This is a genomic window from Alteromonas sp. ABV2_168, assembly GCF_056161165.1.
In genome coordinates this window covers 1-17,780 of record NZ_JBSWYQ010000006.1, presented here as the reverse complement: position 1 = coordinate 17,780, position 17,780 = coordinate 1, and the positions used below count along the sequence as shown (strand labels likewise).

Annotated in this window: 19 protein-coding genes and 1 rRNA gene; 5 read left to right on the top strand and 15 right to left on the bottom strand. The window is 47.3% G+C overall.

Features of this window, described 5'->3' with window-relative positions; genetic code table 11:
* Positions 1 to 5 precede the first annotated feature (5 nt).
* From lepB to ACXAH4_RS10490, 3 genes are all read left to right on the top strand, one after another.
* Positions 6 to 653, top strand: coding sequence for a signal peptidase I (gene lepB / locus ACXAH4_RS10500; RefSeq protein WP_474869060.1), 648 nt, complete (start codon positions 6 to 8; stop codon positions 651 to 653).
* A gap of 152 nt (positions 654 to 805) precedes the next feature.
* Entirely contained in the window at positions 806 to 1,255 is a 450-nt protein-coding gene (locus ACXAH4_RS10495) for an Hsp20 family protein (RefSeq protein ID WP_474869057.1), read from the top strand.
* Between the two features lie 141 nt (positions 1,256 to 1,396).
* Positions 1,397 to 1,852, top strand: a complete 456-nt coding sequence (locus ACXAH4_RS10490) for an Hsp20 family protein (protein ID WP_474846547.1) — start codon at positions 1,397 to 1,399, stop codon at positions 1,850 to 1,852.
* A 61-nt stretch (positions 1,853 to 1,913) separates the two neighbouring features.
* Here ACXAH4_RS10490 and ACXAH4_RS10485 read toward each other — a convergent pair whose 3' ends face one another.
* Positions 1,914 to 2,810, bottom strand: a complete 897-nt coding sequence (locus tag ACXAH4_RS10485) for a LysR family transcriptional regulator (protein WP_474881805.1) — start codon at positions 2,808 to 2,810, stop codon at positions 1,914 to 1,916.
* Positions 2,811 to 2,923: 113 nt separating this feature from the next.
* On the opposite strand from ACXAH4_RS10485, the gene ACXAH4_RS10480 reads away from it, so the two are divergent.
* Positions 2,924 to 3,775 (top strand): SDR family oxidoreductase, encoded by an 852-nt coding sequence (locus ACXAH4_RS10480; protein WP_474881803.1) that lies wholly within the window; start codon positions 2,924 to 2,926, stop codon positions 3,773 to 3,775.
* Positions 3,776 to 3,779: 4 nt separating this feature from the next.
* On the opposite strand, the gene ACXAH4_RS10475 is transcribed toward ACXAH4_RS10480, so the two are convergent.
* The 13 genes from ACXAH4_RS10475 to ACXAH4_RS10415 form a co-directional block, all read right to left on the bottom strand.
* Complete coding sequence (locus tag ACXAH4_RS10475; RefSeq protein WP_474869050.1) at positions 3,780 to 4,913, bottom strand: alanine racemase; 1,134 nt, start codon at positions 4,911 to 4,913, stop codon at positions 3,780 to 3,782.
* 3 nt (positions 4,914 to 4,916) lie between these two features.
* Positions 4,917 to 5,375 (bottom strand): MAPEG family protein, encoded by a 459-nt coding sequence (locus ACXAH4_RS10470; RefSeq protein ID WP_474869048.1) that lies wholly within the window; start codon positions 5,373 to 5,375, stop codon positions 4,917 to 4,919.
* 67 nt (positions 5,376 to 5,442) lie between these two features.
* Positions 5,443 to 6,087, bottom strand: a complete 645-nt coding sequence (adk, locus tag ACXAH4_RS10465; RefSeq protein ID WP_303575456.1) for an adenylate kinase — start codon at positions 6,085 to 6,087, stop codon at positions 5,443 to 5,445.
* 310 nt (positions 6,088 to 6,397) lie between these two features.
* Positions 6,398 to 8,320: a molecular chaperone HtpG gene (htpG, locus tag ACXAH4_RS10460; RefSeq protein ID WP_474881801.1), complete on the bottom strand. Its 1,923-nt coding sequence runs from the start codon at positions 8,318 to 8,320 to the stop codon at positions 6,398 to 6,400.
* 160 nt (positions 8,321 to 8,480) lie between these two features.
* Positions 8,481 to 9,080, bottom strand: a complete 600-nt coding sequence (gene recR, locus ACXAH4_RS10455; protein ID WP_474881799.1) for a recombination mediator RecR — start codon at positions 9,078 to 9,080, stop codon at positions 8,481 to 8,483.
* Between the two features lie 3 nt (positions 9,081 to 9,083).
* Positions 9,084 to 9,410, bottom strand: a complete 327-nt coding sequence (locus ACXAH4_RS10450) for a YbaB/EbfC family nucleoid-associated protein (protein WP_119501895.1) — start codon at positions 9,408 to 9,410, stop codon at positions 9,084 to 9,086.
* Positions 9,411 to 9,445: 35 nt separating this feature from the next.
* On the bottom strand, positions 9,446 to 12,091 hold the full coding sequence (gene dnaX / locus ACXAH4_RS10445) for a DNA polymerase III subunit gamma/tau (RefSeq protein ID WP_474881797.1): 2,646 nt from the start codon (positions 12,089 to 12,091) through the stop codon (positions 9,446 to 9,448).
* A gap of 15 nt (positions 12,092 to 12,106) precedes the next feature.
* The gene (gene apt, locus ACXAH4_RS10440) at positions 12,107 to 12,643 is read right to left on the bottom strand and encodes an adenine phosphoribosyltransferase (protein ID WP_119501897.1); all 537 of its coding nucleotides are present in this window, start codon (positions 12,641 to 12,643) and stop codon (positions 12,107 to 12,109) included.
* A 15-nt stretch (positions 12,644 to 12,658) separates the two neighbouring features.
* Positions 12,659 to 12,781 (bottom strand): hypothetical protein, encoded by a 123-nt coding sequence (locus ACXAH4_RS10435; RefSeq protein ID WP_269748644.1) that lies wholly within the window; start codon positions 12,779 to 12,781, stop codon positions 12,659 to 12,661.
* A 116-nt stretch (positions 12,782 to 12,897) separates the two neighbouring features.
* The gene (locus tag ACXAH4_RS10430; protein ID WP_474881795.1) at positions 12,898 to 13,638 is read right to left on the bottom strand and encodes an HvfC family RiPP maturation protein; all 741 of its coding nucleotides are present in this window, start codon (positions 13,636 to 13,638) and stop codon (positions 12,898 to 12,900) included.
* The gene (locus tag ACXAH4_RS10425) at positions 13,635 to 14,492 is read right to left on the bottom strand and encodes an HvfB family MNIO-type RiPP peptide maturase (protein WP_474881794.1); all 858 of its coding nucleotides are present in this window, start codon (positions 14,490 to 14,492) and stop codon (positions 13,635 to 13,637) included. Before ACXAH4_RS10425 ends, ACXAH4_RS10430 begins: the two co-directional genes overlap by 4 nt.
* Positions 14,493 to 14,561: 69 nt before the next feature.
* Positions 14,562 to 14,927, bottom strand: a complete 366-nt coding sequence (locus ACXAH4_RS10420; protein ID WP_474881792.1) for an HvfA family oxazolone/thioamide-modified RiPP metallophore — start codon at positions 14,925 to 14,927, stop codon at positions 14,562 to 14,564.
* 110 nt (positions 14,928 to 15,037) lie between these two features.
* Positions 15,038 to 16,582, bottom strand: coding sequence for a methyl-accepting chemotaxis protein (locus ACXAH4_RS10415; protein ID WP_474881790.1), 1,545 nt, complete (start codon positions 16,580 to 16,582; stop codon positions 15,038 to 15,040).
* Positions 16,583 to 16,901: 319 nt separating this feature from the next.
* On the opposite strand from ACXAH4_RS10415, the gene ACXAH4_RS10410 reads away from it, so the two are divergent.
* Positions 16,902 to 17,504, top strand: coding sequence for a hypothetical protein (locus tag ACXAH4_RS10410; RefSeq protein WP_474881788.1), 603 nt, complete (start codon positions 16,902 to 16,904; stop codon positions 17,502 to 17,504).
* 193 nt (positions 17,505 to 17,697) lie between these two features.
* On the opposite strand, the gene rrf is transcribed toward ACXAH4_RS10410, so the two are convergent.
* A 5S ribosomal RNA gene (gene rrf, locus ACXAH4_RS10405) occupies positions 17,698 to 17,780 on the bottom strand; the annotation flags it as partial.

Here is a 17,780-nt window from a genome sequence, read left to right as displayed (position 1 = left end):
CGACTATGAAAGACAAGCCAACCGGACTGAAGCGAATTTGGAAAGACAATCAATCCTTTTTTATATTTATCGGCCTGATGTTGTTTGTGCGTGCCGGTGTGGCAGACTGGTATTACATCCCTTCCGGTTCTATGGAACCTACCATTCAGGTTGGCGATCGCATATTTGTGAATAAGCTGGCTTATGAAATCAAAGTGCCGTTCACTGACATCAGTCTGGCTGAAACAGGCTCCCCTGCCCGCGGAGATATTATCGTGTTCGACAGTAAGGCGGCAGATAATCGTCTGATTAAACGTGTTGTGGGCTTACCCGGTGACAGAATTGCCATGCGCAATAACATCTTGTATCTGAACAATCAGCCCTTATTGTATTCCGGCGATGATGAAGATCAGCAGGAGCTATTGGGTAAAGTGCTTCATCAGATCCATCTGGATAAGAATGGCTCACCACTGTCTTCTTTTAATACGGTGACTGTTCCGGAAAATCACGTGCTGGTGCTTGGCGACAACCGTAATAACTCGGCCGATTCCAGAGTGCATGGCTTTATTCCTGTAAATGAAATCATCGGTAAGGCGTCGCATATCGCTTATTCACTGGATAATGACAACGCTTATATGCCAAGGCTTGCTCGTACGTTTCAGGCACTTGAATAAAAAATTTAAATTTTTTTGCTTTGAGGTGTTGAAAAGGTTTTTTTAGCACCTACATAGTAATTGTCGGCGCTTGATAGCAAGGCCGACAGAACCGCCGCCGCAATGTCGGGGCAAACATTTTAAACATATTGCTTTATAAAAAGGATATGACTATGCGTACTATCGATCTATCTCCACTTTACCGTTCTTTCATTGGTTCTGACCGTTTGGCATCACTTGTAGATGCAGCTTCACGTTCTGAGAGCCAGACTGCTTATCCCCCTTATAATATTGAATTGCTTGGCGACGATAAATATCGCGTGTCCATGGCGATTGCCGGATTTACAACTGAAGAAGTTAACATTGTCTCCGAAAACAACACATTAACGGTAACGGGCAAAAAAGTCCCTGCTGAAAATGACGAAGCCGGCAAAAAACAATACCTGCACAAAGGAATTTCAGAACGCAGCTTTGAGCGTAAATTCCAGCTCGGTGATCATGTAAAAGTGACCGGCGCAGATATGCAGCACGGCCTGTTACATATTGACCTTGAGCGTGTTGTGCCTGAGGCGAAGAAACCCCGTCGTATTGAAATCGGCAGTACACCGGCCAGCCACGGGTAAGCCATTCCGGTCTGCATACACAGACCTCATTTAACTAACGATTTAATTTTTGTCGTGCCTGCAGGTGCAGGCACGGCGTAACCTGAGTCGCCGGATACGGGGCTCTGCATTTACATATTGCTTAATTGGAAGGATATGACTATGAGAACTATTGATTTATCACCACTTTACCGTTCATTTATCGGCTCAGACCGTCTGGCTTCATTCATTGACAATGCTACCCGGTTTGAAAATCAGAGCGCTTTTCCTCCGTATAACATTGAATTACTGGAGGAAAATAAATACCGCATCGCAATGGCAGTAGCCGGATTTGCGGAAAGCGAAATCAGTATTGAAGTACAGGAAAATACGCTGACCGTAACAGGCAGCAAGGCTGCTGATGACAAAGAGTCATCGCGTAAATTCCTTCACAAAGGTATTTCAGAGCGCAATTTTGAACGCAAATTTCAGCTTGGTGATCATGTAAACGTATTAAGCGCAAATCTCGAAAATGGTTTGCTGAGTGTCGATCTGGAAAGAGTTATCCCTGAAGCTAAAAAGCCTAAACAGATCGCTATCGGCTCTGCGGCCCTTGAGCACAAAAGCACCGGTGAATAATCCGGAGGGGTTTTACTGCAATTAAACATAAAAAACGGCACCAGCTCCCGGTGCCGTTTTTTTATTTGAATATATTGGCAGACACAAAGTAGTCAATCAGCACCCGTGTGCGCTGCGGTAAGTTTTTCCGCGACGGATACACCAGTGAGAAAGCCGTGCGCTCCCCATGCCACCCGGGCAATATCTGAACCAGCTCTCCCCGCTCTGTTTCTTCTTTCACCGTAGATGGCAACAGTAAGGCCACTCCCGTTCCCATAGCCGCCATCTTGTGGATCAAATGGGGCGAGTTACTTCTGTAATATCTGGAAGGTGTTATGGTTCTGCTGCTGTCTTTACTTTGCAACCGCACATTATTGTGCCAGTGAGGTAAATCCAGCAACACCCAGGGCAATGCTTCCAATGCGTCGAGGCTCTCCGGTTCACCAAGTCTGTCCAGCATTGCAGGCTGCGCAAATATCGCAAATGTTTCCTCATGAAGTACCCTGGCAATCAGCGAGGCATCGCGGGGTAATCCAATCCTGATAGCCAGATCAATTTTCTCTGAGATTAAATCAACCCGCTCGTCATCCAGTACAAAATCAATCTGAACCTCAGGAAACTGCCGGATGAACCCATCCAATGCAGGCAGCACAAACTTGTGGGCAATATCATGATTCATGGTTATAGCGACGCGGCCGGCAGGAACAGGGATATTCGTAATGCTGTCTATATCTTCAAGTACTTCCTGCAGGATAGTTGCACGGCTGAAAACACGCTGGCCTTCCTCTGTCAGCATTAATTTTCTGGTTGAACGCTGAAGCAGCCTGCTGCCCAGAGCAGTTTCCAGACCTGCAACCTGCTCACTGACTCTCGAACGGCTGGTATGCAACACTCTGGCTGCAGCAGCAAAACTCCCCTGCTCTGCCACCACACAAAATATTGCCAGATGCCTGAGATAAGCAAAATCTATTGTACTCATTTTCCGAACACTACATTCATTTTTGTCCTACTTATCATAGCAACGACAAAGCACCATAATCTAGCCATCCGTCCAATACGGCACGGCAAAAAAGTATTAACAGGAGAATAATCATGATTGGAATTACCGGTGCAACAGGTCAGTTAGGTCAATTGACAATTAAACACCTGCTAACGAAAGAATCCGCAGACTCTTTGATCACTCTGGTCAGAGACACCGGCAAGTCGCAAGCTATGTTTGCTGATATTGCCTCACGGCACTTCGACTACAGTAAACCTGACACGTTGACAGATGCGCTGACCGGTATCACGACACTGTTTCTTATTTCGGGCAGTGAAATCGGACAGCGTATTGAACAACATGCCAATGTAATTGATGCGGCTAAACGCGCCGGTGTGAAAACCCTCGTGTATTCAAGCTTGTTACGGGCAGACACTTCATCTCTGATGCTGGCAGAAGAGCACAAAGCCACAGAGCAACGCATTCAGGCTTCCGGCATGGACTATGTGATTTTACGGAGCGGCTGGTACACAGAGAACTACACGCAGGGTCTTCAGGCTGTTCTTGACGCAGGCGTGCTGGCTGGCGCGGCCGGTTATGGCCGCATTGATTCAGCGACCCGCAATGATTACGCAGAGGCAGCAGCGAATGTGCTGACAGATGTCTCTGCGCACAAAGGAAACGTGTATGAGCTGGCCGGTGATGCATCGTTTACTCTGCAGGGATATGCAGACGCTGTCAGCGCTGTAACCGGTAAGCCCGTTCATTTTGAATCCATGAATTATGAAGGTTACAAACAATTCCTGCAGGATGTTGCCGGCCTGCCGGAAGGTTTTGCTCATGTGCTGGCAGATTCAGAACATCATGCAAAAAATGGCGACCTTTCCGGCTCAAGCGATGAATTACACCGTCTGCTGGGAAGAGCGACGCCCTCTCTTATTGAAGTAATAAAGCAGTCACTGTAACGTGTCACCAGCCGTCAGCACTATGCCAGATAGCGCTGACGGTGCGGTTGTCACGGGTAACGTGGTAGCGCCGGTACTGACCCGCGGTCGCGCAGGCATGGTTTGGCAGGATCCGGAGTTGACGGCCGAATCCGAAACCTTGATCCGGTACCGGTAAACCATCTTTATGCTCAATGATACCGTGTTCCTGGTTTGTCTGACTGACATACCAGCCATCCAGTATATAGCCCCCGGCATCAGCGACCAGACCATATCCGTGGGAGCCAGAGCCTTTATCTCTCGACAGTCCCATCCAGCCTGCGTCCACCAGTACCTGATTCTTCTTCATCTGATGACCAATGACTGTCGTCAACACACTCATTGCAATGTCAGATACTGAACAAACCCCCAGATCTGCCATAACCAGATCAAACGTTGCGTACACACCGGCGCGGATCTCGGTAACGCCTCCGGGCTTATAATCAGACAACGCTGTTGGCGTGGATCCCACAGAAATGATGTCAGCAGGTAATCCCGCAGCTTTGAGTCTGTTCGCCGCCAGTACCGTACGGCTGCATTCCTGTTCTGCCATGGCATATTGCGCCCCGGGCGTATTACACCCGTAAGATGCACCTGCATGGGCCATCACGCCGGAAAAACGGATATGCGCAGTGTTGTGCAACTGCTCAGCCATAGAGATCAATTGCATGCTCTCAGGCCCGGTACCGGCACGGTGATCATCAACATCCAGTTCTATCATCACCCGCAGCGGCACAATGAAAGTACGACGGGCTTTTACCAGCGCCTCCACTGCCGCTTCATTATCAACGACAACAATCAGATCAACACCACGTTCCAGAAGCTCATTAACCGCAGAGAACTTATTCGGCGTTATACCCACCGCATACAGAATATCTTTGTAACCGGCCTGCGCAAAATAGCGGGCTTCTTCCAGTGTGGAAACGGTGACAGGCCCGGGCCGCGGCGCATAAATTTCCGCAGCTTCACGGCTTTTCAGTGTTTTAACATGAGGCCGCAGTGTCACGCCGTCCCGGCGACATTTCTCCTGCATGCGTTCGCTGTTCGCCCGCAACTTATTCTCGTCAATGAGGCAGACCGGGGTCACCAGAGCAGAAAAATCAGATAATAACTCAGACATAAACTAAATCAGGTAGTGGATCATAAACAGGTTCGAGCAGGCAAGAAACAGCATAGACAAAAACGTCAGGAGCATCCCTGATAAACGTTGCCAGCTTGTTCCTTCACTGTGACGCAAGCCGTAAGCATGGAGAATGCGGCCAAATAATATAGCGCAGCCACCCGCGTGCAATACCCAGTGCTGGGGATGTAAGCTCTCCAGGCACGCCAGCAGAATAAGAGTGATTGGCACATATTCGCTGAAATTGCCGTGTACACGAATGGCACGGGTAAGTTCATCATTGCCTCCGTCACCCACACCGATCCGGGCGCTGCGGCGAACATTAATAACGGCGAATGACAGGTAGATATAACACAAGGCTAACAGACTTGCGTAAAACGCAGTAATCGGGAAACTCATAATCGTCAGGTTTAATAATGGGTTATTGGTGTCTATTCTGGCAATTAAGCGGCACGCTGGCAAAGCCTTTTATCCGCTTTGACAGTGAAGTATAAAAAAGGCCGCTTGATGCGGCCTTTAGTAAGGATATTTAACCGAGCAGTTCAGCCAGCTCTTTGCTGACCTGCTCTACCGGTTTGGTACCGTCCAGCTTGTGGTACTGACAGTTTCCGGCTTCAGCTTCTGCAGAGTAGTAGTTGACCAGAGGCTTAGTTTGCTCGTGGTACACGCCTAAACGCTTACGTACTGTTTCTTCTTTGTCGTCATCACGGATGATCAGTTCTTCACCGGTTTCATCATCTTTACCTTCCACTTTCGGTGGATTGTAAACAACGTGATAAACACGTCCTGAGGCCGGGTGTACACGACGGCCGCCCATACGCTCAACGATGACATCATCAGGTACGTCAAACTCAATGCAATGATCTACAGATACGCCTGCTTCTTTCATTGCATCAGCCTGCGGGATGGTACGGGGAAAACCGTCAAGCAGGAAACCTTGCTTGCAGTCGTCCTGGGCAATACGCTCTTTAACCAGACCAATGATGATGTCATCAGACACCAGTTTACCTTCGTCCATTACACGCTTGGCCGCAAGACCAAGTTCAGTGCCGGCCTTGATGGCCGAACGCAACATGTCACCAGTAGAGATTTGAGGAATACCGTATTTCCCCATCAGAAATTGTGCCTGAGTTCCCTTACCGGCGCCCGGTGCGCCCAGAAGAATGATTCGCATTTTGCGCTCTCCGCTTTATTTTCTCAACTGTTGGGCACTTTACACACTAAGCATCAGCGAAACAAGCCCATAGCAAGTACAGAGTCAGATTATACGACCTATGTCGCATGGTTTATGAACAATAGTCGTAAGGGCATTCGAAGGCGTGAAGACATACATTTCTTTAACAGCCAGTCATTAAAGGTTAAGCAGCAGGAACAGAGTATTGATTTGTAAAGAAATATCTCACCTAAATAAATCTAAGTGATAGTTAAAATAAAAACGGGCCATAAAGACCCGTTTTCATATGTTTACAGTCGGTGAACTGGCTTTATTTTGCCATACTCATTAACAGACTGTTTAAATTGCGTACAAAGCTGGACGGGTCTTTCAGACTGCCCTGCTCAGACAATGCTGCCTGATCGTACAATACGCCTACCCACTGATTAAACAGAGCTTCATCCTGTACATCAGCCAGCTTTTTCACTAACTGGTGCTCAGGGTTCAGTTCGAAGTGGTATTTCACATCCGGTACTGTCTGACCGGCAGCCTGCATCAGCTTCATCATCTGCGTGGTCATGCCGTTTTCATCAGCCGTGATCACTGCAGGTGATTCTGTCAGACGGTGAGTAAATTTCACGTCGACAACTTTGTCACCTAATGCAGTTTTGGCGCGCTCAAGCACACCTTCCACTTCTTTTTCTGCTTCTTCCTGCGCCTTTTTGGTTTCCTCGTCGTCAAGGTCACCTAAATCTAAATCACCTTTAGCAATAGACTGGAAAGACTTCTCATTGTACTCAGTCAGGTGAGACATTAACCATTCGTCAATGCGCTCGCCCATCAGCAACACTTCGATGCCTTTCTTGCGGAAGAACTCCAGGTGCGGGCTGGTTTTCGCAGCTTGCAGACTGTCAGCGGTGACAAAGTAAATTTTGTCCTGACCTTCCTTCATGCGACCAATGTAATCATCCAGAGACACAGTTTGCGCATCGGAATCACCATGTGTTGACGAGAAGCGAAGCAGACCGGCAATTTTATCTTTGTTGCTGAAGTCTTCGGCAGGACCTTCTTTCAGCACGTTACCAAATTCACCCCAGAACGACTGATACTTTTCGCTGTCGTTCTTCGCCATTTTCTCCAGCATCTGCAATACGCGCTTAGTACAACCCTGACGCAACGTCTGGGTGACTTTGTTGTCCTGCAGAATTTCACGGGAAACGTTCAGCGGCAGATCGTTAGAATCAAGCAGACCTTTTACGAAACGCAGGTACGTTGGCATAAACTGTTCAGCGTCATCCATAATGAATACACGCTGAACATAGAGCTTCAAACCATGATTCTGATCACGATTCCACATATCAAACGGCGCTTTAGAAGGAATGTACAGTAAGCTGGTGTACTCACTCTTACCTTCTACTTTGTTGTGCGCCCATGCCAATGGATCAGCAAAGTCATGAGAAATGTGTTTATAGAATTCTTTATATTCTTCTTCAGAGATATCTGACTTGTCCCGTGTCCACAATGCCGTGGCTTTGTTGACACTCTCCCATTCGCCGGGAACAGCCGGTGTTTTTTCACCGTCAGGACCTTCACTTTCAGGGATCTCATCTTTCCACATTTGCACCGGAATGCTGATGTGGTCGGAATATTTGCTGATGATTGAGCGCAGACGCCAGTTATCAACAAACTCTTTTTCTTCTTCACGGACGTGCAGAACGATTTCAGTGCCGCGGGAAGGCTTGTTAATTTCTGCTACAGTGAATTCACCTTCACCGTCAGAAATCCACTCAACGCCCTGACTGGCGTCAGTGCCGGCAGCACGGGTTCTTACTGTCACTTTATCAGCCACGATGAATGCTGAGTAAAAGCCCACACCAAACTGACCTATCAGTTGTGAGTCTTTAGCCGCATCACCGGAAAGCTTACTGAAGAAATCTTTGGTACCGGATTTTGCAATGGTACCCAGATTCGCAATAACTTCTTCTTTCGTCATACCAATGCCGTTATCAGCAATGGTAATGGTACCTGCATCAGCATCGGTACTGATCTTCACGTTCAGTTCGCCGTCGCCTTCGTACAGACTGTTATTTTCCAGTGCACGGAAGCGTAACTTATCGGCGGCATCTGCTGCGTTCGATACCAGTTCACGAAGGAAGATTTCTTTGTTGGAATACAAAGAATGAATCATCAGTTGCAGAAGCTGTTTTACTTCAGTCTGAAAACCATGTTTTTCTTGTTGGGCTGCTTCAGCCATAAACCAGAGTCTCCTAGCTATTTGAATCAATTTCAGTCTAGGAAGTAAGGTCGGGCCGGAATAATTTCAACCTGAAAAGTGGGGTTTTTATCAGATTTGATAAAATTGAGTGAAATGATGCTCTGCCAACGGTAATGACAGAGCAGAAAAATGCTGAAGCTTAAAGCGTGCGGCGACCGGAGAACGCGTGAGTCAGCGTGCTGCCGTCGATATATTCTAATTCGCCACCTACCGGTACACCATGCGCTATCCGGCTTGCCGTGATATCAAGCCCGTTACACATTTGCGCAATATAATGTGCCGTGGCTTCGCCCTCTACCGTAGGGTTCGTTGCCAGAATGACTTCAGATACCGGAGAGGCTTTAAGTCGCGTTTCCAGTTCGGTCAACCCGATATCAGCCGGCCCGATGCCGTCGATGGGCGACAAATGTCCCATCAAGACAAAGTATGTGCCGGTAAATGTCATGGTTTGCTCGATGGACAGCACATCCTGCGGACTTTCGACAATGCACAATACACCCGCCTCCTGACGTTTCGGCGAACGGCAAATTTCGCACACATCATCTTCGGTAAACGTGCGGCATTGCTGGCAATGCTGAATGTGCTCCATGGCATTATGAAGCACCGTGCCCAACTTCATGGCGCCATCCCTGTTTCGTTCGAGGAGGTGAAACGCCATACGCTGGGCACTTTTATTGCCCACACCGGGCAAACAGGTGAGCGCTTCGATTAACTCACCCAGAAGCGGACTGAATTTCATTGATTAAAACGGCATTTTGAAGCCGGGTGGTAATGGCATACCACCGGTTACGTCGCCCATTTTCTCTTTACTGGTTTCCTGTACACGACGCACAGCGTCGTTGCAGGCTGCAGCCACCAGATCTTCTATCATGTCTTTGTCGTCGTCCATCAGCGACTCATCAATGTCGACACGGCGCACATTGTGATTGCACGTCATGGTAACTTTCACCATGCCCGCTCCGGCTTCACCGGTCACTTCAATTTTCGCCAGGTCTTCCTGTGCTTTTTGCATGCGCTCCTGCATCTGTTGCGCCTGCTTCATGATATTTCCCATTCCACCTTTAAACATGGTCGACTCTCTCACTATTTATTGATTGTGTGTCATTACCGGGGCTGAACAGTATCTTCGAGCACTATTGCAGCAAAAAGCTCCCGTAATGTCGTAAATTTTTCATCGTTGCTTACCACCTGATGCGCATAAGCACGACGCATTTCATCGATACGTGCCTGTAACGTCAGTGGTGTTTGTGCTGGCTGTCCGTAAACAATGTTCACATTGACCGGATGCGCCAGCGCCTTAGATAACGCCTCATTCAGTTGTGCAACGGCATTGTCATTTATGAGATGGCTCTGACTCTCATCTAATTCAAGCGTCACATCCTGATCTTTTATCGAAAAAGCAGCATTTAATACGATTTGTTTGGTTAAACCGGCCAGTCCCAGTTCTGCAACCCGTTCACTCCAGCTATCTATCTGACGGCCGAGTAATAATTTTGAGCCATCAGGTAAATAAGCGGGTAAAGCATTGCTATCGACACTTTGAACACGGTTTGCGGGTGCAGTGGCAACGGCATTATCAGAAGGTATGTCAGCTTGTTGATAGCCTTGAGCCTCATTTTCATTCTGTTGCGGGGTAACATTGCCGGTATGATCATGTTCATCATCAACAAAAGCCACTCCGGCATCAGCCTGCACTTCAATTTCCTGAGCAAATGCCTCCTGCCCGCATGAAGGTTGTGAAGCCGCAGCATCACCAACTTCAGGCTGACCATTATCAGCAAAGTCGTCAGTTTCAGGGGCCATCGTTGTTGAATGGTTTTCCCAGGGCGGAGACGAAGCATCATCCTCTGACGGTGCAGATGCCGCCGTTTCAGCAGGTTCATTGTCTGCCACAGGCGGGGCTGACGTTATACCCCGTTGACTCAGCTTGCGGACACGCTCACTGGTATCACTCTGGTTTTCAGACTTTTTTGCGGGTGCTTCTGCAGCCTCCTTACGTCCAGTTTTTAATTGCTGGCGCAGGGCTAACATTTCTTCGATAGACGTCAATGAATCGGTACTACCGGCCTGAGTCACATTGTTTGAATGAGGCCCGGGCTCGGCGTGTTCTGCCGGTACTTCATAATGCTCATCTTCGTAAGCCGGAGGCGGCATATCATCATAATCCGCAGGAGGAATATCATCCCACTGGGGCGGACCATTCTGTGCAGAAGGTTCAGCCTGTTGTACGGACTCAAGCTGTTGCGAATGTTCCGGCTGTGCAGGTTTATCTTGTACAGGCTCCGGCTTAACAACTGGCGGTTCAGCGGGCGCACGCTCAGAAATAGCAGGCTGGCGATATTCCGCCGCTGCTTTTTCAATTTCGGCCTGTTCAGCATTCAGTGCATGTACATCTTCTGAAGTATCTGTATCTGCCGGCCCGGAAGTTGTTCCGGTAACAATTCCTTCAGTAACAATTCCGTGCTCCGCCGGTTCAGGCGCATGAGCAGCCTCAGGTTTCTGCGTTTCTGTTTCTTGCGCCGGCTGAAGAACCGGTGCAACTTGCGTCTCTGGCGCTGAGGCTACAGACGGAGCAGAAGAAACAGGTTGTGCAGACGCTTGTGACACCGGCATTTCCGCACTGCCCTGCGCATCAACAATCAACTCAAGGTTGTCGTCACCGGACGGAACCGGTGCAAATGACATCATTCGTAACAGTGTCATTTCCAGCGCTGAGCGACCATCCACAGCATGGGGCAAATCTTTTCTGCCCTGCAAGGTAATCTGATAAAACAGTTGCACCTGCTCTGCCGGTAACGCTTTTGCTAACTGATATATCGCTTTAGCAGAGGTCGTTTCCAGTTTACAGGTTTCAGGCACCCACTGGGTTAAAGCTATCTGGTGTAACAAACTGGACAGTTCAGCCAGTACCTGACCGAAATCCGGCGCTTGCTCAGCCATTGATGCCACAATATCAAGCAGACCCGGAGCATCCTTTTTCACCAGTGCGAAAAGCAGCTTCAGAATTTGATGTCTGTCCATCAAACCGAGCATGTCGGTGACGATGGCAGCCGCTACCTGATTGTCGCCCTGTGCAATAGCCTGATCAGTCAGACTCAGCGCATCCCGCATACTGCCCAGGGCTGCACGGGCCAGTAAAGCCAGTGCCGGTGCCTCAAAAGGAATGGATTCCTGTTGCAATATGTGGGTCAATTGCCCTGAAATTTGCTCACGGGACAGCGCTTTTAAATTAAATTGCAGGCAGCGCGACAGAATTGTAATGGGCAGCTTTTGCGGATCAGTGGTTGCCAGCAGAAACTTCACATGAGGTGGTGGCTCTTCAAGGGTTTTTAACAGCGCATTAAAACTGTGCTTAGACAGCATGTGCACTTCATCGATGAGGTACACTTTGTAGCGGCCTCGGGTGGGCTTGTACTGTACGTTATCCAGCAGTTCGCGGGTATCTTCCACTTTGGTACGTGACGCCGCATCGATTTCGAGCAGGTCAACATAATTGCCCTGCTCGATTTCACGACAGGTATCACAAACACCACATGGATTAGCGCCCTGACCTTCTTCGCAGTTTAAACTCTTTGAAAAGATACGTGCGATTGTGGTTTTACCGACCCCACGGGTACCGGTAAATAAATAAGCGTGATGTAAGCGGTCGTTATCTAATGCATTGGCGATGGCGGTAACAACATGTTCCTGACCAACGAGTTCACTAAACTTTCGTGGTCGCCACTTCCTTGCCAGAACCTGATAACTCATAAAACCGCTTGTTCCTTATTCACCATCAAAATCACAAATTGAATAGCATTCAATGTTCAGCGCCGCTAATTTCTCATAGCCGCCAAGGTCCGGCAGGCCGATAACAAAACCGGCATGTTCAACAATACCACCTAATGAACGGATCAATTTTGCTGATGCGCCGATGGTACCGCCGGTTGCCAACAGATCGTCAATTAACAGCACCCGCTCACCTTCTTTGATGGCATCTTTGTGGATCTCAAGTGTATCCATACCATACTCAAGTTCGTAGGATTCACTTACCACTTCTCTGGGTAATTTATTGGGTTTTCTCACCGGTACGAAACCCACACCCATTTCAAGGGCCAGCGGAGCACCAAACAAGAAACCACGGGCTTCAGTGCCGGCTACTTTATCAAACTGCATGCCCTGAAATTTCTCAAGCAACAACGTGATACACGCAGTAAATGCTTTGTGATCTTCCAGCACGCTGGTGACATCACGGAACATGATGCCGGGTTTAGGGTAGTCGGGTACGGTTTTTATTACGGATTTTATATATTCAGCAGTCACTTCTTTGCCTTTTGATTACAGCCAGAAAGTGAACCAGCCAGCTATGATATGCAACAGAGGAAAAGCTACTAACGTGGCAACGATTGCCAGAAAGTACCACCAGTTAAACACTTCTTTAAACTCGCCGTTATCAGCCATAATCAATACCTGAAAGTTCTAAGTCAAAATGGTCGTAAATGTTAATCGAAACACAGTCTGAATGACAGTGCTATTCTCCATTATAGCGAATATTGTTAATAAGGTGAGGCAAGCGGTCAGGCTTTAACCACTATCCCCATTTCTGTAAGTGCGGAGAGTGTTTGCGGCAGATAATGTTCAGCCGCTTCAACCTGAGTGGGGGGAATGACAGCTTTAAGCTGACTGATGATACCGGGGACGGGCAAAGCCTCTTCGCTGATAATCGTCAGCAATAAAGCCGTTAATGGCTCGGTAACCATGAACTGAACGTCATCACTTTTGTCACGGTACACCACGTAGTTATGCGGTTGCTCTGATATTTTTTCTGGCAGACATTCGCTGCTGATTTGATGTACCGGATAATAGTAACTGGCAATGGTGGCCAGACCGGACAATGCATAACATTCTGATAAATCGCCTGAACGGGATTTATAAGGCAGGTCTTCGTCGCGTACGCTGACATCAATTTCCAGCCATTCATAATGCGCGAGCTCGTATAAAAAAGCCGGATAACCACGGGCTGTACAATCAAAGTGACTCAGAAAACGGACAAACTCGCGGCTGATTTCAACAAAGTAAGGGGTCTCACAAACATGCTCAAGCATGAATTCCCGCACGAGAGTAAGCCACTGCTCTTCGCCCAAGACTTCTTTGACCACAGGAAACCCGCCGGCGATAAAATTCTTTATATTATTAAAAAATAGTGAGCGATAGACAGACAGCCTTTCTTCGCCATCCTCTTCATGGGTAACAAAGCCGGATTGAGGATCCCGCATGGCTTGTGCAAGTTCAGCCTGCCTTGCGCGGAAATCTGTCATCCCGCACATCCGGTCAGTTCGCTATCCTTAATTTCCCGTTCATTGCATACCCGTTGCTGAATGGATTTAATCCGGCCAACCTCTTCCAGCAATTCACCTAACGGAGGAATATTGAAATCCCGTTCAAGCAACGTAGGGAAAACACCGTGCTTGCGGTAGGCTTTTTCCAGTAATGCCCACACAGGTTCAATGACACTACTGCCATGGGTATCGACTTTAAGGTTATCACTCTCGTCGTAATGACCGGCAATATGGCCATAAACAATACGCTTTGATGGCAGTGCATTGAGGAAATCAACGGCATCATACTGATGATTGATACTGTTTACGTAGAGGTTGTTTACATCAAGCAGCATCTGACAGTCAGACTCTTCCAGTATATAAAGAAGGAATGCCAGCTCTGTCATGTCCTGCTCTGGTGCGAGGTAATAAGAGACATTCTCCAGCACCAGCGGACGCTCTAAAATGTCCTGTACAATTTTGATTCTTTCCACAACATGTTTTGCAGCCTGCTCACAAAAAGGTATTGGCAGCAAATCATAAAGGTGTCCGTTACCGGAACAAAAACTCAGATGTTCGCTGTACAAGCTGATGCTATGTTCCTGCAGGAACGATTTGATTTGTTTAATAAACGGGATATCAAGAGGATCCGTACTGCCTACAGACAATGACAGTCCGTGAGTCGAAAAGGCGGCCTGCGATGTACAGGCCTGCAATTGCTTTTTGAACTTTCCGCCCATTGGGATCCAGTTCTCCGGCGCAACTTCCCAGAAATCTACACTGTCAGGAAGCTGTGGCAATAAGTCAGGCAACATTTCACGCCGCAGACCCAACCCGGCACCGGATACAGACATCAGAACTCCAAATTACTAGTGACTTCGAACAAAGGTGTTACTTCAAAAACGAGTTAAGCACATGCCGGTTTACATACTCCCGCATTTGCCCTCACCACATTTACCTTCTTCAGCCGCTTTCTCTTTAACCTTGTCCTTCATTTTGTCAGCGCCGCACTTTCCTTCACCACACTTACCTTCAGTCGCAGCTTTGGCTTTGTCCTTCATTTTATCGGCACCACACTTACCTTCTGCTGCAGCTTTGGCTTTATCTTTCATTTTATCAGCACCACATTTGCCTTCACCGCATTTTCCTTCTGCCGCGATTTGCTTATATCCGGATTCCAGTGCATCCATACCGAACGGATTTGCCATTGCAGACGATGTAAATGCGCCGGCACTTAACACTGCAGCACCGATGGTACCTGCAACCAGATTACGTTTAGCTTCTTTCATAAATTCACTCCAGCACGATAATTTTTTAATTTACGTTAAAACGACCTCAGTGCATAAAGACCTGACGATGAGATGAAAAATTTCTTTTTAATGCATTTTTTCATTATGCTTCATACATCTTCTGCTTTATAGCCTATCCGAAAACCGCCCCAGTGTTTTCCGTTAACGTAAATCGGTGCAGACAAATCGTGCATCACTTCTCCGGTATCACGTTTGTAGGTTTGCAGCAGAAAACTCTCTGTATTCTTTCCGCAACGTGAACCGGTAGGATCATCGAAAATGCGTTTCGTCCGGCTGTTCGCCAGGTCAGTGTCGTAATCACCGGTCATAGGTTTGCTGAATTTTTTATTGTGGGTCGGAAAGTAACCGTTAATGTCCACCGCCCCGGCATAAATAATAAAGTTATTTTCCTCAAGGACAGGTTCCTGGACCGGAGGAAGCAAAACATCAGTAAATGAATCAAACCTTGTAGTGAATTTTTGCGGATTGGTCCCCTTCACCGGTTCATAGTGAAAGTTGAACAAATCTGATTCAGAGATTTTTCCACTGGTAATAGCCTCTTCGAACATTTGACCAATCTTTTGGGCGGTCCTGGTGGCGATCCGTTGGACTTTTCCGTTACGGTCATTCACCCGCAATGCCTGTAATTGCCGGAAAATACCCTCGGTGTGGTAACTAAGTGCCAGTACTTTCTCTGAAACATCTGTCAGATCGCCTTCAAGATGCTTAGTGTGCTGATGTAACCTTTCAGCATTGACACTTATTCCTCTGTTGGTATTGCCGTGCACTTCTACCGTACTGGCGACCTGCCCCATTGAGTTTGCCGCTTCTGTAGAAATAATGCTGGTTTCTTCAATCAGAGATGACATATGGTTTACGACGTCCGACATGGCGCCGTTGGCTGCTGAAACTTTTTCAATGGCATCTACAGAAGTTTGACTGTAGCGATTAATTTCATTGAGTACATCGTCAATGCCCTGGGTAGCATTTGTTGTCTTTTGAGCGAGATCGCGCACTTCATCGGCAACAACAGCAAATCCCCGCCCCTGCTCTCCGGCCCTTGCAGCTTCGATAGCAGCATTTAAAGCGAGCATATTAGTCTGGTCAGCCAGTTGGTTAATGGTAGTGGTGATGCCGCTGATGGAATCGGCCTTGCTCTTTAATGTGGCGAGCATATCCGCTGAGGCTTCAATTTCACTACGAAGCTGACTTTGTTGTTCAACCAACTGACAGAGAGCCTGCTTACAATCCTGAGTTTTATCATCTGCTGCCTGGATTTTTTGTTGAGCATCTGTGGAGAATCCCACAAGTTGAAGATTACCTTCTTCAAGGTGCTTAATACTGCCGGCGATTTCCTGAACACTATCGGCCTGCTCTTTAAATACTGCGGCAAGTTTATCCAGAAAGTGGGAAACCGTTGCTCCACCTATGGCAATCCGGCTAGCAGACTGGCTGATTGACTCACCTAATTTCGAGTCAGCATCATCTTGCCCGTCAGTGCCGGCAACAACGTTGTTCTGCTGAGGAAATAAAAGAGCGGGTATAAGTGCTACAAAGAACACGGCAACAGCGACCCACCAGAAGGCTATATCAAATAGACCACACACCGAAACGGTTACCAGGGCCAGTAACCCGGAGATAATTGAATTTTTCACGCCCGCTTACTTCCTCATTGTTGTTATGGTTAAACTATAGCCCATTAAAACAATTTGTTAACATCAAAATAGATAAGACAATAGTCGATTAGAATTCAAGAAATGGGACTAATCTGAGATCTGTATTCCGCCAGCGGGATTTAATTACATTTGCTGAATATAAGAGATTTAAATGAAAACTATACTGGTGTATAAAAGTTTATGCTGAACCGGGCCGACCCGATTAGATAGTGTTTACGTAGTCACACCTGAAGGTCATTTACCTCTTATCTCCGGCGCAAATAGACGCCACAACTATGGAATACTTATAAGGAAATTTATGAAAATGAAATCTCTTGTTGCTGCTTCTGTGTTTTCTGCCTTATACCTTTCGACACCTGTACTGGCTAAACATGATAAAGACAGCTCTGACAGCCGTGTAGTAAAAGGAACTTACACAATTACCAAAGGTACTGTTGAGACTTTTGATGTTTCTACAGACCTGGTAAAACTTGAACAACTTGGACAATTTGAGATAGTCCTGAAAAGCACTGACTGGAAATCCTTTTCAAAAGAAGAACGCAAATCCATTAAGAAACAGGAAAAAGTTAAAGGTGTGCTGAAAGGCACTATCGATCTGACAAACTTTTTTACTGCCGGACCTGTAATTTCTCATGTCATGATTGACGATGACAGAACATTCTCACTTCATTCTGCATACGATGTGTTTATCCCGCTTCAGGGGGATTTATTCTGCTCAGGTGGTGAGCCGATGATCATTAAAGAATACGTGAACCTGGTGGGAGCAACCGGTGTATATGAGAACCTGCAATCAGGTACGATTGTACTTGAGGGTACTGTAAATAATTGTCCGGGTTTTGCTGATTACGGAAAATATGATTTCGATATCGTACCGGATGAAAGTGTACTCATCTTTCAATAATCTTACATTCAATGATACAAGCCCGCATCTGCGGGCTTTTTACTGCCCGCTTTACAGTGAATGCAGGCAACTATGAGAGCATATTCTATGTTTGAATCGAGCACTATAATGAATAGAGGCACAGGAAGATTTTGAACAGAGAAAAGAAACGAAAAAAGCCCGCTCAGATGAGCGGGCTTCTTCGTAATTGGGAGCCTGACGGTGTGCTACTCTCACATGGGGAGACCCCACACTACCATCGCCGCTAACGCGTTTCACTTCTGAGTTCGGAATGGA